The organism is Agrobacterium sp. OT33 (assembly GCF_017313365.1).
GTDB lineage: Bacteria > Pseudomonadota > Alphaproteobacteria > Rhizobiales > Rhizobiaceae > Agrobacterium > Agrobacterium rhizogenes_A.
The window spans coordinates 384,688-399,162 of record NZ_JAFLMZ010000001.1; the positions used below are offsets into that span (position 1 = coordinate 384,688).

The 14,475-nt window shown below is 60.2% G+C and carries 14 protein-coding genes; 1 reads left to right on the forward strand and 13 read right to left on the reverse strand.

The features are described from left to right. Positions 1 to 30: 30 nt before the first annotated feature. From JZX88_RS01895 to JZX88_RS01955, 13 genes are all read right to left on the reverse strand, one after another. Positions 31 to 1,878, reverse strand: a complete 1,848-nt coding sequence (locus JZX88_RS01895) for a methyl-accepting chemotaxis protein (RefSeq protein WP_065114819.1) — start codon at positions 1,876 to 1,878, stop codon at positions 31 to 33. Between the two features lie 153 nt (positions 1,879 to 2,031). Further along, entirely contained in the window at positions 2,032 to 2,733 is a 702-nt protein-coding gene (visR, locus tag JZX88_RS01900; protein ID WP_065116124.1) for a transcriptional regulator VisR, read from the reverse strand. Positions 2,734 to 2,786: 53 nt separating this feature from the next. Next, complete coding sequence (visN, locus tag JZX88_RS01905; RefSeq protein WP_065114818.1) at positions 2,787 to 3,518, reverse strand: transcriptional regulator VisN; 732 nt, start codon at positions 3,516 to 3,518, stop codon at positions 2,787 to 2,789. A gap of 370 nt (positions 3,519 to 3,888) precedes the next feature. After that, positions 3,889 to 5,571: a flagellar basal-body MS-ring/collar protein FliF gene (gene fliF / locus JZX88_RS01910; protein WP_174028846.1), complete on the reverse strand. Its 1,683-nt coding sequence runs from the start codon at positions 5,569 to 5,571 to the stop codon at positions 3,889 to 3,891. 130 nt (positions 5,572 to 5,701) lie between these two features. After that, entirely contained in the window at positions 5,702 to 6,085 is a 384-nt protein-coding gene (locus JZX88_RS01915) for a hypothetical protein (RefSeq protein ID WP_065114816.1), read from the reverse strand. A 14-nt stretch (positions 6,086 to 6,099) separates the two neighbouring features. After that, the gene (gene cheD / locus JZX88_RS01920; RefSeq protein ID WP_065114815.1) at positions 6,100 to 6,645 is read right to left on the reverse strand and encodes a chemoreceptor glutamine deamidase CheD; all 546 of its coding nucleotides are present in this window, start codon (positions 6,643 to 6,645) and stop codon (positions 6,100 to 6,102) included. After that, positions 6,642 to 7,031, reverse strand: a complete 390-nt coding sequence (cheY2, locus tag JZX88_RS01925; RefSeq protein WP_003493781.1) for a chemotaxis response regulator CheY2 — start codon at positions 7,029 to 7,031, stop codon at positions 6,642 to 6,644. The genes cheD and cheY2 overlap by 4 nt, the downstream gene beginning before the upstream one ends. Further along, complete coding sequence (gene cheB / locus JZX88_RS01930; protein WP_046800554.1) at positions 7,031 to 8,086, reverse strand: protein-glutamate O-methylesterase CheB; 1,056 nt, start codon at positions 8,084 to 8,086, stop codon at positions 7,031 to 7,033. The genes cheY2 and cheB overlap by 1 nt, the downstream gene beginning before the upstream one ends. Further along, a complete protein-coding gene (gene cheR, locus JZX88_RS01935) occupies positions 8,083 to 8,991 on the reverse strand; it encodes a protein-glutamate O-methyltransferase CheR (RefSeq protein ID WP_142855297.1) in 909 nt (302 codons plus the stop codon). Before cheR ends, cheB begins: the two co-directional genes overlap by 4 nt. A 12-nt stretch (positions 8,992 to 9,003) precedes the next feature. After that, a complete protein-coding gene (locus JZX88_RS01940; protein WP_206912362.1) occupies positions 9,004 to 11,265 on the reverse strand; it encodes a chemotaxis protein CheA in 2,262 nt (753 codons plus the stop codon). 16 nt (positions 11,266 to 11,281) lie between these two features. Further along, entirely contained in the window at positions 11,282 to 11,647 is a 366-nt protein-coding gene (gene cheY1, locus JZX88_RS01945) for a chemotaxis response regulator CheY1 (RefSeq protein WP_003493773.1), read from the reverse strand. Beyond that, entirely contained in the window at positions 11,644 to 11,943 is a 300-nt protein-coding gene (locus JZX88_RS01950; protein WP_003503483.1) for an STAS domain-containing protein, read from the reverse strand. The genes cheY1 and JZX88_RS01950 overlap by 4 nt, the downstream gene beginning before the upstream one ends. Then, positions 11,943 to 13,538, reverse strand: coding sequence for a globin-coupled sensor protein (locus tag JZX88_RS01955; RefSeq protein WP_246753419.1), 1,596 nt, complete (start codon positions 13,536 to 13,538; stop codon positions 11,943 to 11,945). The genes JZX88_RS01950 and JZX88_RS01955 overlap by 1 nt, the downstream gene beginning before the upstream one ends. A gap of 517 nt (positions 13,539 to 14,055) precedes the next feature. On the opposite strand from JZX88_RS01955, the gene JZX88_RS01960 reads away from it, so the two are divergent. Then, entirely contained in the window at positions 14,056 to 14,433 is a 378-nt protein-coding gene (locus JZX88_RS01960; protein ID WP_065114812.1) for a hypothetical protein, read from the forward strand. The last annotated feature ends 42 nt before the right edge of the window (positions 14,434 to 14,475 follow it).

The following is a 14,475-nucleotide window of genomic DNA, read 5'->3' on the forward strand; positions in this document are numbered from 1 at the left end:
GGGAGTAGCTGGCGTTCAGGATGCGAAGGTTCAGGCCGCCCGGCTCAACCGGTCTCTGCCAGTTGCCGAACCCTGCTCCATCTGAAAGCGCTGGACAAGCTCGAGCAGCGCTTCCACCTCGCCGGACAGCACCCTGCTGGCGGCGCTCGACTGTTCGGCAAGTGCTGCATTCTGCTGGGTCATCTGGTCCATCTGGTTGACGGAGCTGTTGACGTTGTGAAGCGCGGAAGACTGGTCCTGCGTCGCCGTCGCGATGGTTTCGACATGCTGGCTGACGGTGACGATCTGCTGGCTGATGGCGGACAGAACCGTGCCCGCCTCCTGCACCAGCTTGGACCCGGAACTGACCTCATGTGTCGACTGGTTGATGAGCTGCTTGATCTCGCGGGCGGCATCGGCGGAGCGCTGGGCAAGCTCGCGCACTTCCTGCGCCACGACGGCAAAGCCCTTGCCCGCCTCACCCGCGCGCGCCGCCTCGATGCCGGCATTGAGCGCAAGAAGGTTGGTCTGGAAGGCGATATCGTCGATGACCTCGATGATCTGCTCGATCTTGCGGGAAGCGTCCTCGATGCGGCCCATGGCATCCACGGCATTGCTGACGACCGAACCGGAGCTGTCGGCGCTCTGCTTGGTGACGCGAACAGCCTCATTGGCCTCTCTCGCCCGCTCGGCCGACGATCTGACGGTTGCGGTGATTTCTTCGACGGCGGCTGCCGTCTCTTCCAGCGACGCCGCCTGGTTTTCGGTTCGCTTCGACAGATCGACCGACGATTGCTCGATTTCAAAGCCGCTGTGCTGGATGATCAGCGTGCGTTCGCGAATCTGGCCCAGCGCATCACGCAGGTTGAGAAGGGATTCGTTGAAGTCCGTGCGCAACCGGTCCAGACGGCCGGCGAAGGGCGTCTCGATCGTAAGGCTCAGATCGCCACGCGAAAGCCGGCCGAGACCGGATGCGATCTGCGCGACCGCAAATTCGATCTGTCCGTCAAGTTCCTGCTTTTCGATGTCATTACGGTAGCGTTCGGATTCCGCAGCAGTGCGTTCCTCGGCGCTTTTTCCCTCGATGGCCAGCTTTTCAAGTGCATTCTCGCGGAATATCACCAGCGCGCGCGCGATGTTGCCGAACTCGTTCGTATTGGTGGCATAGGGGATCGGCGTATCGAGATTGCCATCCGAAAGGGACTTCACCGCATCGGTCAGCTTGCCCAAAGGCTGCAGGGTGCGCCTGATGACGAAATAGGCGAGCAGCCCCACCCCGACCATGGCGAGCGCGCCACAGATCAGCATCATGTCGCGCAGGCTGTATATCTGCGCATTGTAGACATCCATGGGAACACCCACGAACAGGATGCCAACGGTCACGCCGGTTTTGTTCAGGACCGGCATATAACCGGTCATATAATCAACGCCGAAAAGGGTGGCGGGACCGAAATAGGCTTCGCCTTTGGAGATTTTCTCGAAAGCGGGGTGATCCGTGGCAAGCTTCGTGCCGACCGCCCGTTCGCCCTTTTCATTTTTCAGATTGGTGGTCAGACGGACATATTCGCCGGCCTTGGTTTCAAAAACCGTGGCGATACCGCCATTGCCGGCGGCCGTGCGGTCGACGAGGTCGTTGTCGCGCAACGTCCCGATGCTGGCGCGTCCGACGCTCTTCAGCTCACCGTCTCCCATATCGAGGGACACGCCGCCAACCTTGAGCTCATACAGGATCGCCATGCCGCGCATTGCACTGTGCGTATCGCGCAACGCGGTCGTGATGATATTATCCTTCAGGCGCATGTAGGTGGAAAAACCAACTGCCGCCACGCTGAGCATGATCAAGCCGATCGTCAGCACGACAACCTTACTCGCGACGGTCTTAAAGAGGCGGTTGTGCATGAAACAGTTCCCCAAAGCCAAACCTGTGACAGTTCTAGTTGGCAACTGTTAAAAAACGCGAAATGAGGCGCTTTGCCACGCCTCACGCCGGGAAAAGCACGTTTGACGGCCCCTGAACGGCTGGTCTGCAGGACGGGAAAATCCCGTCCCCGATCAGTGGATATAACCGAGCCGGATGGCTTTCGCGATTGCCTGGATGCGGTTGACGGAATCGAGCTTGATCGTTGCGGAACCGAGATAGGCATTGACGGTGTGCACGGAGAGCCCGAGCTTGACCGCGATCTCTTCACTGATGCGGCCGTCACCAGCCAGCTGCAGGCAGGCGATTTCCCTTTCGCTCAAGGCTTCCGAGGGCGCGGCCTTGCGCTCGTCCAGCGCCAGCATGTCGACCATGATCTCGCAGCATTTGATATGCTGCTCGATGACCACCTCGTTGTCGAGAACGAGGTTGGTGCCGCAAAAGACGATATAGCCGTTGCCGATCGTGCCGAGCCGCACCGGCAGGGCCAGTCCGGCATAGGACAATGTGTCATTCTCGATCCGGCGCAGCAAAGCAGGAACGTCGGGAAGATCGGCAAAGCCGCCGGCGTTCTTGTTGCGCCAGATGACCGGCAGCAGCGACGTTTCAATGTGATCGAGAAGAATATCGCCGACGGCGCGGATGAACTGCCCGCTCTGCTCGGCGGCATTCATGCCCCAGTTTTCCAGCTCGCAGGTCAGCTTCTTCTTGTTCGGGAAACCGGAAGCGGCAGCCTTCGTCACCACGAAATTTCGCGCGCCGACCAGCTTTTGCATCGCGACCAGCTTCGGAAAAAGATCCGACCGGCTCGTTACGACAGGGCTGCGGTAAAACATGCCCGTTTGACCTGTGCCCTCATTGTCTTTCGTCTGTACCATCCGTCCGACCATTATACGAGGTTGTTGCGCACGGCATAGGCAATTGCCTCCGAGCGGGTTTTTGTCGCGGTTTTACGCATCACGCTGGTGATGTAATTATTGATCGTATTGCGGGAAATGCCAAGGATCATGGCAATTTCGTCGCTTGTCTTGCCTTCCGCGATCCAGAAGAGGCACTCGAGTTCACGCTCGGTGAGATCGATATCGCGCACGGCCTTTGCTTCGCTGGCAATGCCGAAACTGACGCAATAGCCCGTCAGCAGGGCGATTTCACGCAGGCGCTCCGGCGAAGGAACCGCCTCTTCGGGAAAGAGCAGCAGGAGGGAAAGGCGGATACGGCCAACACAGAAGGAGAGTGCGGAATATTGCCGGTCGATACCGTAGGGAACCGCGACGTCATCGGGAAGAAACAGCAATCGCGGCTGCAGAAGCGAAAGGCATTTTTCCATTTCGCTCGATCTGTTCTGGCTGTTCGTCAGCTCGATGCCGAGCCTGCGGACAAGATCGAATGGCCAGTCGGATGTGACGATGAATTTCAGCCCGGTTTCTTCGAGAAGATCGTCCCGCGCCAGCAGATAATGCGAGGCGCCGGCATAGGTTACAAGCAAATCCAGCGCGCCTGCAACGTTACCGGCAGCAGCCGTGGCTGCGACGTTCTTGGCAAGCTGATCGCGCGGCAAGGGCTTACCCATGCCCTCCATAGGCTTGGCAGACAGCCTGCGGATATCAACATCGACTTTCAATCGCCTACGCCCTCTTGCTCCCAGCGGGAGATTATACATCGGGATGGAATCATTCCATTCAAGAAGCTTACCAAACGGAATGGCACGCCCCCGGAGACCGAATCACTTCATTTTATGGAACCGACCGGAATTTGCCATTACCTGACAACAGCCTTTCCACGTATTTCCCTGTTCGTCTATTGCTAAAAAAACATACTGAAAAGCTGTTCAATTCATAAACGGCATTCTCAGCCTATTCCCAGCAAACTGTATCGTTGCTGAATTTTTTGTAAACACTGTCCTGAAACGAGATTGCCACGACCTCTTCGCCAAGGATAGCAAAAAGCCCGCGAAATGCGAAAAAGGCCGGGTAAAACCGGCCTTTTCAGAATTATGCTGCTTTTTCCACCGCCCATTTGCGCAGGATCTTGGCTGCTCTTTCCTCGCTGATTTCCACCATGCGGGAGAGCCTGCGTTCTGGTCCTTCGCGAACCCGGCGGTTGAAGGTGCCCTCGCTGTCGCCGCCTGCCAGAAGATCGTCGGTGCTGTCGAAGCCGAAATCCGCCCCGAAACCTTCCATGAGACCGCCCGCACCCGCATCCATGCCCGGAGAGAAATCCGGCAGTTCGAGACCGGCCGTCTCCTGGCTGAGCTGGCCCGCAGCCGCACCGTTGCCGGTAACCGTGCGCACCAGGGGACGCACACCAAGCCAGACGACGAGGAAGGCGACGGCGACGAAGGCAAGCGAGTTGATGATGCCGGCGGAATTGCGGCTCAGCACTTCCATGATGCCGGGGCCAGTGGCGGCCTCGTCCAGCAACTGCGTTTCAAGGAAGTCCATCGCCGTCAGCGTCACGACATCACCGCGATCGGAAGAGATACCCGCCGCCGAGGTCACGATCTTCTGCATTTCGGCGAGATAGGCGTCGATCTTGGCCTGATCGACAGGCTCGCCGACCATCTTGGCGATACGTCCCTTGTTGACCACCACGGCGACCGAAATCTTCTCGACGGTATAGCCGTTCTTGACCGTGGCGACCGTCTTGGAATTGATCTCGTAGTTCGTCTGCTCTTCCTTCTTGGCCGATTCATCCGAAGATTGCGGGCCACTGCCGCCACCCTGGGGGGCTGCCTGCGGTACGTTCTGCTCCACAGTCGCGGCCGTATCAGGCTGCGTCTCATGGGACTTCTGGTCTTCCTTCACCGTCCGCACGGAACGTTCGACACGCGATTCCGGATCGTAGACGGTTTCCTGAATCTGCCGGCTGTCGGTATTCAGCTGCGCCGTCACGCTGGAGCGGAAGTTGTCCATGCCGAGGAAAGGCGCCAGCGCCTTGTCGATATTGGTGGTGATTTCCTGCTGCACATTCTGCGCCAGCGTCAGCGAGCGGTTCATCGCGGCATTGGTGACATCGTCACCGGAAGCCAGAAGCTGGCCGGTGGAATCGAGCAGCGTCACGTCGTCGACTTCAAGACCGGGAACGGCCGAGGCAACGAGGTGACGGATGGAGGCGGAGGCCTTGCGCCCCGCGGTGGCGCTGGCCCGGATCATGACCGATGCGGTGGGTTTCTGTTCGCCGCGGCGGAAATTGCCGACATCAGGCATGACGATATGCACGCGCGCGGCCGCAACGCCGTCGATCTGCTGAATGGAGCGGCTGATCTCGCCCTCGAGGGCGCGAACGCGCGTCACTTCCTGCATGAAGGAGGTCAGGCCGAGAGAGCCGACATTGTCGAAAAGCTCGTAACCGGCATTGGCGCTATCAGGCAGGCCGCGCTCGGCCAGAAGCAGCCTTGCCTTGCTGGTGAGCCCAACGGGAACCTGGAGGCTGGCGCCGTCGGTTCCGACCTGGAAGTCCAGCCCTGATTCTGCAAGCGCAATGCTGATCTTGTTGAGGTCGCTTTTTTCAAGCCCCACATAAAGGGTCTCGTAAGCGGGACGGTTCACGTAAAGGGCTGCTGCAAGGATAAGGGCCATGGACAGGACGCCCACGCCGCCAAGCATCAGCAGCCGTGTCTGCCCCAGCGCCGCGACATTCTTCAAGACCTGAGGGATTTGATTTAACAGATTCATTCTGTTCCGCACCGTCATTCATAGAGTCCGAGACCTTTTGGCCCCGTCGTGACAATAGGGTGCGAAGCTTGCGCGAGCGTTGCCTTTCTCCGCATTCCGCGACGGAAAGGAACATCGGCTGAAATGCGGTCTAGAACAGGTCGAAGTCGCCGGACGCCTTGTCGAGCGGCTGCGAGTGGCCGTGGCGGAAGGCCGCGCCGAGCGCCTTCTGCATTTCGGCAAGCTTGACGAGGCTGAGCGCCGTGGACACATCCACGAACCAGTCGCCGGGGATGGAGCCGGTGATCGTATCGATGAACTCGGCAAGACCGCGGGTCTTCTGGACGGCGAGATCGATGCCCTGCAGCAGCTTGATGCCATCGCCGGACAATTGGCCGCTGGTCGCCTCCAGCAATTGCGGTTCGATGCGCTCTATGAGATAGGCGACATCGTGCAGTTCCGACACCACGCGCATGAGAACATCCGGCAGGGCCTCTTCGAACGGAGTAGCGCCGGCGTGGTCTGCAATCTGCATTGGAAACTCCGTGACTAGAAAAATTCGATGTCGTTGGCGACGGGCTTGGGGGCCGGCACCGGACGCGTTTCCATGGCGACCGTCTTCTGGGTTTCCGCGCCGCTGAGCGGATGCTGACGCGCGCGACCCGAAACCGGCCAGAACTCGATCTTGCGGCCATGTTCCCCGCCCGTGGAGGAGCTTATGACCGGAATGCCTTCATCCTTCAGAAACTGCATGGCGAAGATGGCATTCTGCTCACCGACATTCGAGAAGCTGGCGATCGTCTTGGCGCCGCCGAAAACCTTGGCCTCCAGCCGGTCGCGGCGGGCGCCCTTCTTCAGAAGGCCGTTGATCAGAAGTTCCATGAGATGCACGCCGTAACGCGTCGCGTCTCCCCCGGTCACACTGCCCGTTCCCGGCAGAAGGAAGTGGTTCATTCCTCCAATGCCGGCAACGGGGTCTCTCAGACAGGCGGCCACGCACGAACCGAGTATCGTCGTCATGACCACGTCGGGATCGCTGACAACCTTATACTCGCCCTGAATGATATGTACGCGCTTGGCCGCAGCTTCAATCATTTCAGCGATCCGAAAACCGCCTCGATGGCCGCGCGCATCTTGTCGATGGTGAAGGGCTTGGCCAGCACGTTGTTCGCGCCGAGCTGCGCCGCCTTCTGCACCAGCGCGCGGTCGCCCTGCGCCGTCAGGATGATGAAGGCTGCCTTCTTGGTGGTCGGGTTGGCCCGCACGGCGTGCAGGAAACCGAGACCGTCCATCTTCGGCATATTGAAGTCGGAGATGACGAGATGATGGGGCTGCTGCTCCATGATCTTCAATCCCTGCTCGCCATCGCCGGCGGCAGTGATCTGCTTGAAGCCCAGCTGTGTCAGCGCATCGCTGAGGAGCAGCCGGCTGGTCACCTGATCGTCAACGATCAGAACTTTGATCTTTTCTGCGAGAGACATTAGTCAGCACCTTCTTTGCGGGCAGTGGTTAGTTTCAGGATTTCTTCACCGATGGAGGCCAGCGGCAATTGCTGTTCGACGGCACCGAGCTCGTAGGCCACGCGGGGCATGCCGTAGACGACACATGTTTTTTCGTTCTGGCCGACGGTGCGGGCACCGGCATGGCGCATTTTCAAGAGTCCGGCCGCGCCATCGCGGCCCATGCCGGTCAGAATGACACCGACGGCGTTGCGGCCGGCAAGCTCGGCCACCGAATCAAACAGCACATCGACGGAGGGACGATGGCCGTTAACCGGATCGCGCTCGATGAGCCGGCAGCAGGGCGCGGCCCGGTTGGCAATCTGCAGATGGCGTTCACCGCCCGGCGCGAGATAGATCTTGCCGGTCTGCAGGCGCGCGCCATCGGTTGCCTCTTCCACCACGGGAGCGCAGATGCGGTTCAGCCTTTCGGCGAAGCTCCTGGTGAAGGTCGGCGGCATATGCTGGGTGATGACGGTCGGCGGGCAATTGGCCGGGAACTTTTGCAGCACGGCGATCAGCGCCTCGACGCCGCCCGTGGAGGAGCCGATGGCCACGACCTTGCGGCCCGCGCGATAATCACTGACCGGGGTAGGCTGCACTGCCGCGGCGCTTTCCGGGCGCGCCGCGCGATAGGCGGCGTGCTGGGAGCGGGCAGCAGCTTTTACCTTATCGGCGAGATCGCCAAAGGGGCGCGCATCGCCCGGCGCCGGCTTGCCGACGCAATCGAAAGCACCGATTTCAAGCGCCGCCAGCGAAGCATCCGCACCACGATGGGTCAGCGACGAGACCATGATCACCGGCATGGGCCGCAGGCGCATGATCTTTTCGAGGAATTCCAGCCCGTTCATTTCCGGCATCTCGATGTCGAGCGTCACGACATCGGGGTTGAGCTGCTTGATGGCGGCGCGCGCTTCCATGGCGTTGCCGGCCTGCCCGACCACTTCGACTTCCGGATCGGCCTTGAGGACAGCCGAAATCAGGCCACGCATCGTTGGACTATCATCGACGACGAGTACCCGTGCGAGTGCGCTCATGCCTTCCTCCCGGATGCGTGACCAATGAAGCGGTAGGTGGTGATGCCGGTATTGTCGAACAGGTTCTTGGCATCGCCGGAGACGCGTTCGGAATGGCCGATATAAAGATGACCACCCTCCGGCAGCAGCCCGGCGAAACGCGACCAGATGCGCGTCTGTGTCGGCTCGTCGAAATAGATGACGACGTTGCGGCAGAAGATGACGTCGAAATTGCCCTTGAAGGGCCATTGCGTCATCAGGTTCAATTCGTTGAAGGTGATGAGGCGCTTGACCTTGTCGTCGATACGGAATTTGCGGCGACCGCCGGCATCGACCTCCGTGAACCATTGCTTGCGCATGGCGGGGGAAACGGTTTCGAGCGCGTTGTCGTCATAGACGCCGGCGCGGGCCTGCGCCAGGATCTTGGGATCGATATCCGTCGCGAGGATTTTGAAATCGTAGTCGGCCGCATTCGGGAACATGGCGAGCACGGTAAGCGCGATGGAATAGGGCTCCTGCCCGTCGGAACAGGCCGCCGACCAGATGCGGACACGTCCACCGCTTTTCGCGCGGGCGATGAGACCCGGCAGGACCTCGTCACGCAGATGTTCGAAATGATGGTTCTCGCGGAAGAAACGCGTGAAATTTGTCGTCAGATGCGACAGCATTTCGCGTCGTGCCTGCGCGCCTTCCGGTGAGGAGACGAGCGCGCAATATTCGCGGAAACCGGAAAGACCGAGATTGCGGATATGTTTCGACAGGCGGGAATAGACCAGCGACGCCTTGGTGTCGTTGAGATAGATGCCCGCATCCGCGTAGATCATCGCAGCGATTTCCGACAGGTCGCGTCGCGTCAGCGGGTATTCACCGCTGGCAAGAACGTCGTCGGAAGACTGGCGCTGGTCGCTGAGATTAAGTGCTGCCATGGATTATCCGTTTCAACCGGTCGCCGCTAGGGACATTTCCTGCTTCAGTGGCTGTCCGCGCGAGGCGCTGACGATGGCGTCTACATCCAGAATGAGCGCGACGCGCCCGTCACCGAGAATGGTGGCGGCGGCAATGCCCGGAACATGGGTATAGTTCGCTTCCAACGACTTGATGACGACCTGGCGCTGGCCCTGGATCGCATCGACCATCAGGGCGCGCTGGCCGCCGCCTTCCGATTCCACCAGAAGCGCGACACCTTCAACCGGATCGGCCTGCGTCGGGCGGAAGTTCAGAACACGTCCGACATCGACCAGCGGGCAGAAGGAGTTGCGGATGGAGATCAGCCGCTGGTTGGAGCCGAAGGAGTGGATGTTCTTCGCTTCCGGCTGCAGGGTTTCGACAATTGCGGTCAAGGGCACGACGAGCGTCTGACCGGCCACCGTCACCACCATGCCGTCAAGGACGGCGAGCGTCAGCGGCAGACTCATGGTGAAGGTGGAACCGTGACCGGGGCGCGAGGAGATGCTGATGCGGCCGCCAAGCGCCTGAATGGAACGCTTGACCACATCCATGCCAACGCCGCGGCCGGAAATGTCGGAAATCTTGTCGGCGGTGGAGAAGCCCGGCGCGAAGATCAGATTGTCGATCTCCTCGTCGGTCAGGTTCGCATCAGCGGCAATAAGATCATTGTCGATCGCCTTCTGGCGGACACGCTCGCGATTGATGCCGGCGCCATCGTCCTGAAGCTCGATCAGGATGCGGCCCGAGCGATGCTTGGCCGAAAGCTTGATGGTGCCTTCCGGGTTCTTGCCGGCCGCTTCGCGTTTTTCCGGTGTTTCGATGCCGTGGTCGACGGCATTGCGGATCATGTGCGTCAGGGGTTCGGCCAGCTTGTCGATGACCGTCTTGTCGACCTCGGTGTTCTCACCTTCGGTGACGAGGCGGATCTGCTTGCCGATCATGTCGGCGACTTCGCGCACGATACGCGACATGCGCTGGAAAACCGGCTTCACCGGCTGCGCGCGGATGGCCATGACGCTGTCCTGGATTTCGCGCGTCAGCTGCTGCAGCTCGTCGAGGCCCATATTGACGGCGGAGGTGCCGCTCGCATCGTTTTCGATGACGCTCTGGGACAGCATCGCCTGATTGATGACGAGTTCGCCGACGAGGTTGATCAGGCGGTCGACACGGTCGAGATCGACGCGGATGGTCTGGCCGGCGCTCGCATTGGCGGCGGCATTGGCATTCGTCTGCGCTGCGGCCGGCGCGGCGGCCGCCTCACGCTTTTCGATGGCGGCGTTGACGCTCTGTGCGATCTGGGTCGTCGCAACGGCGGTCTCGACCGCAACGGCAACATCGGTGTCTTCAGCCGAGACGGCCTCGACCGCCGGAGCGTGGTCGGCGTCTTCGTCGAGAGCGGAGAGATCGAACGGAACCGGGATCATCGGAAGTTCTTCGTCATCGCCCGCGGCATCCGAGAGAACCGGCGTGATTTCGAGATCGCAATCCCATTCGGCGAATTCGAAGACGCTGCGAATACCTTCCTCGCCCTTGTCGGTCGTGATCGAAACCGTCCAGGAGAAATACGAGGCTTCGGGGTCGAGCTTGTCGAGCCCCGGCAGTTCGGACATGTCGCAATTGATGCTCATCTCACCGATGCGCGAGAGATCGCGCAGGAGAAGCGCAGCCTCGTTGCCCTTCGAATAAAGCGATGCGTGCGGCTTGAACGTGATCTGGAAGGTCGGGGCTTCCATCAGCGGCGTCGTCTCGTCGGCAAAATCCGTGAAGGAGAACGGGATCGGCTGGAAGCCGCTGTCATCCGTCGGCTTGGGCGCGACCGCTTCCGGCGCCTTGGCGGCAACGGGCGCAGGTGCGGACGCCTGCACCGTTTCGCCATTGGCCAAGGCTTCCAGTTCCTTGACGAGACCGCGGGTGCGGCTTTCGTCGACGCTGCCGCCGTCTCTCGCCGCATTGGTGAGATCCGCCAGTACGTCGGCGGAGCGCAGCATGACCTTCAGAACATCCTGCGTCGGTTCCAGCTTGTTGGAGCGGACGCAGTCCAGGGTCGTTTCGAAAACATGGGCGAAAGCCACGAGATCATCCAGACCGAAGGCACCCGCCCCGCCCTTGATGGAATGAACGGCACGGAAAACGGCGTTGACGGTTTCCGGATCACGGTCGCCGTCATTCAATTTAAGAAGCCCCGATTCCAGTTCGGCGAGCTGTTCCTCGCATTCCTGGAAAAAGATTTCCTTGATTTCGTTCATATCCATCGTGAAATGTCCCGTATCAGGCGGTTACGCGCTCAATGGCATCGATGAGTTTTGCAGGATCGAACGGCTTGACGATCCAGCCGGTCGCACCCGCCTGACGGGCGCGGTTCTTCTTTTCCGCATCGCTTTCGGTCGTCAGAACGAGGATCGGGATCGCGCGGTACTTTTCGTTGCGGCGCACGCCCTCGATAAAGCCGAAACCATCGAGACGGGGCATGTTGATGTCAGTCACGATGACATCGGGATTGCTCTGTTCCAGCACTTCAAGGCCTTCGATGCCATCTTCGGCCTGAATGGTCTCAAAACCGGCATTGTTAAGCGTGACCAGGAGCATGTTCCTGATCGTCCGGGAATCATCCACGGTGAGAACTTTTTTCTTCACTTTTGCATCTCCTTGGGGAGCAAATGGTCAATATCGACGCCTATCAGTTTCATGGTCTTGTCGAATGCATCGGACACCCTGGCAAAACCGAAGGGCTTGCCATCCTCTTCCCAGGATTTCGCGCCGGCCATGAGGACCTGTGCACAAAGCGCACCGATGCGCTCCACCTCGGACGCATCGACCGACAACGGTGCTCCTCTCAGCGTCATCAGCTTGCCGTGCAGCGCCGATGCCTCGTTGAGATCCAGCACCGGTGACAATTTCAGCGTCGCCTCAGCTGCTTTTCTGGCTGCCATTACATGACTCCCTGGCGTCTGAATTGTTGGTAATCCTGGCCGTAATCCGCGCGGTTATCGCCACGGGCCATAAATGATGTGTCCTGACGTTCCGTAACGGCCATTGCTGCCGCGTGCCCCTGACGGGCGATGCGGAACTCGCGAATGGTGCGGCCGAGTTGCAGAATGACAGTGTGAAGCGCGTCGGCCTCGGAGGAGCCTTCGCCGATCTCGTTTGCGATCCGGCCGGCCTGCCGCTGCTGTTCACCGATATCGGCAGCGACCGTTTTGAGGTCATCGGCCTGTGCAGACGTATGCCGGGAGACTTCGGCGATCATGTCGTTGATACCGGACACCTGCCGGACGACGCCGCCGATTGCTTCCTGCGTGCGGTTGACCATGCGGACCCCGCCCTCGACCTGCGTCTTGGTGGTGCCGACAAGGCTCTTGATTTCCCTTGCGGCATCGGCGGAACGCTGGGCGAGCGCCCGGACTTCCTGCGCGACGACGGCAAAACCACGACCGCTTTCACCCGCGCGCGCCGCCTCGATGCCGGCATTGAGGGCGAGAAGGTTGGTCTGGAAAGCAATCTCATCGATGGTACCGATGATCCTGCCGATGTGCTCGGCGGATTGCTCGATGTCAGACATGGCGTCGATCGCCTCGCCGATGGCCTTGCCGCTTTCGACAGCCGCGTCGCGGGCGCGGGAAACCGCCGTTTCCGTCGCCGATATGCGGGCGCCGTTTTCGGCCAGGGTCCCGATCATCGCCTGAAGCGCACGGGAGGTCTCGGCAAGGGCTTCGGCCTGCTGGCCGGAACGTTCTGCGATGGAGCGACCGATATCGGCGAAACGGGCGCTGAGCGTCTCGGCGTCGCCGATACCCTGCTGCGCGGATGTCAGCGATGCGCCGATCGTTTCAAGTGCCGCGTTAAACGAGGCGGCAACATCGCGATAGGCGTCCGGCAGATCGCCGCCGATACGCGCCTGAAGATCGCCGGCGGCGAAGGCCGTCAGCGCCGCACCCAGCAGTGTCGCTGCTTGCGAACGGTCATTGTCACGCTGTTCCGCCAGTTCACGGCCGTGGCGCAGGCGCAATTCGTTGAAACGCAGCGAGACGGCAATCTCGGTATCGACCATCACCAGACGGACGATGTTCTTCACGGCCTCTGCCAGTTCGCGGCTTTTCCTGCGGCTGCCGGGCAGGATGGAACGCGGCGCATGTTCGGCCACCAGCCCACCGAGCAGATGTTCCAGAACGACGGCATGGCTGGCGATCTGCCAGCGCGGATCAAGACCCATGCGGCTGGCATTGTCGGAAAGAACCTTCACCCGCTCGGCATAAAGCGCGTCGAAACGTGCATCCGTCAGCACACTCCAGTGCGAGGATTGCAGATCGTGCAGGCGGTCGAGCTGGTTCTCACTTTCGAAAGACGGAGAACAGTCCGGCATGGACTGGAAACGGTTCATCACGTCCCGCAGGCCCGCCTTGACGTAGGGCTCGAGCATGCCGCGATAATTGCGCAGGAAATCGGATTGCGTCTCGTCGAGGCCGGCAAAGCGCAGCCGTCCCGCCAGGCTTGCACCTGCCGATCTGCGCGCTTGATCTGATGGCAAGTCCTGCCCCAACCGACGTCCCCAACAACATGACGGCCGGTAGAACCCGGCCAATTGGCCAAGGTTCAGAACGCCAGCACCCTAAAGGGGAATTTTGAACGAACATACCCATCGCGGACGATGCGGCATCGACGCTTGCCTGACCTTCTTGAACCAAGAAACGAAAATACCGGATCGGCACCGGTACGGCAGTGCGGCGTCATGCCTGGAAGGGGAGAGAACCCCATTCCGCCGTGGAAATACCATCAATCTTTATGGTTAATTCCTTGCTTGAAAGTTAAGAAACATCAGCTCCGGCGTCAAACGGTAAAATTTGTAAAAGCTTTTAGCCATTGCCGCCCTCACTTTGCCGCAAACGGGCAAAAACGAAAAGGAATCGGACGCTGCGGGCGGTTTTTCCGGCCAGCGCGCTGGACAAGCGCGTGCGGCTTCCCCTAAAACAAATCAACGGGATATTCGCTCAGCGGTGATGCTTTAAAGAGACCTTTTCGATCAAGGAGATGCCAACTTGTTATGGATGGAGAAATGCCGCCGTTCAAGGCGCCATCCGCAAGTGTTGATCGGCATCATGGTCGCAAGCCTGCTTGTCATGATCGGCTTTCAGGCGCCTTCCGGGGTCAAGACCCTTTCCAAGACCAGCCGCCTGGAAAGATTGCAGACCGTCGATCTCAGCCGCTCCCTTTCTCTTCGGGATAAGGACTGCGACAGCGGCAACGATTACGGCTGCAAGGCAGGCGATGCGGGCTCTGCGATTCCTCCCGGTTATTTCCCCTCCTCCGCTTTGCGGATCGCTGCCGACAAGGGTCTGGCTATCGCATCTGTTGCCATCGCGCCACAAGCTTTCCGAGACTTTGCGAGCGTGGTTCCAAGAGCGCCCCCGCATATTATCTATTAGTCATTCCGGCGGTCCTCATCATCGGGTTCATCATGAGCCTTC

Excerpts from the sequence above, each read along its gene's own strand:
- JZX88_RS01895 (WP_065114819.1), bottom strand. The coding sequence starts at position 1,878 with ATGCACAACCGCCTCTTTAAGACCGTCGCGAGTAAGGTTGTCGTGCTG.
- JZX88_RS01960 (WP_065114812.1), top strand. The coding sequence starts at position 14,056 with ATGGAGAAATGCCGCCGTTCAAGGCGCCATCCGCAAGTGTTGATCGGC.
- JZX88_RS01940 (WP_206912362.1), bottom strand. The coding sequence starts at position 11,265 with ATGGATATGAACGAAATCAAGGAAATCTTTTTCCAGGAATGCGAGGAA.
- JZX88_RS01915 (WP_065114816.1), bottom strand. The coding sequence starts at position 6,085 with ATGCAGATTGCAGACCACGCCGGCGCTACTCCGTTCGAAGAGGCCCTG.
- fliF (WP_174028846.1), bottom strand. The coding sequence starts at position 5,571 with ATGAATCTGTTAAATCAAATCCCTCAGGTCTTGAAGAATGTCGCGGCG.
- cheY2 (WP_003493781.1), bottom strand. The coding sequence starts at position 7,031 with ATGTCTCTCGCAGAAAAGATCAAAGTTCTGATCGTTGACGATCAGGTG.
- visR (WP_065116124.1), bottom strand. The coding sequence starts at position 2,733 with ATGTTTTACCGCAGCCCTGTCGTAACGAGCCGGTCGGATCTTTTTCCG.
- JZX88_RS01950 (WP_003503483.1), bottom strand. The coding sequence starts at position 11,943 with ATGGCAGCCAGAAAAGCAGCTGAGGCGACGCTGAAATTGTCACCGGTG.
- cheB (WP_046800554.1), bottom strand. The coding sequence starts at position 8,086 with ATGAGCGCACTCGCACGGGTACTCGTCGTCGATGATAGTCCAACGATG.
- cheR (WP_142855297.1), bottom strand. The coding sequence starts at position 8,991 with ATGGCAGCACTTAATCTCAGCGACCAGCGCCAGTCTTCCGACGACGTT.
- cheD (WP_065114815.1), bottom strand. The coding sequence starts at position 6,645 with ATGATTGAAGCTGCGGCCAAGCGCGTACATATCATTCAGGGCGAGTAT.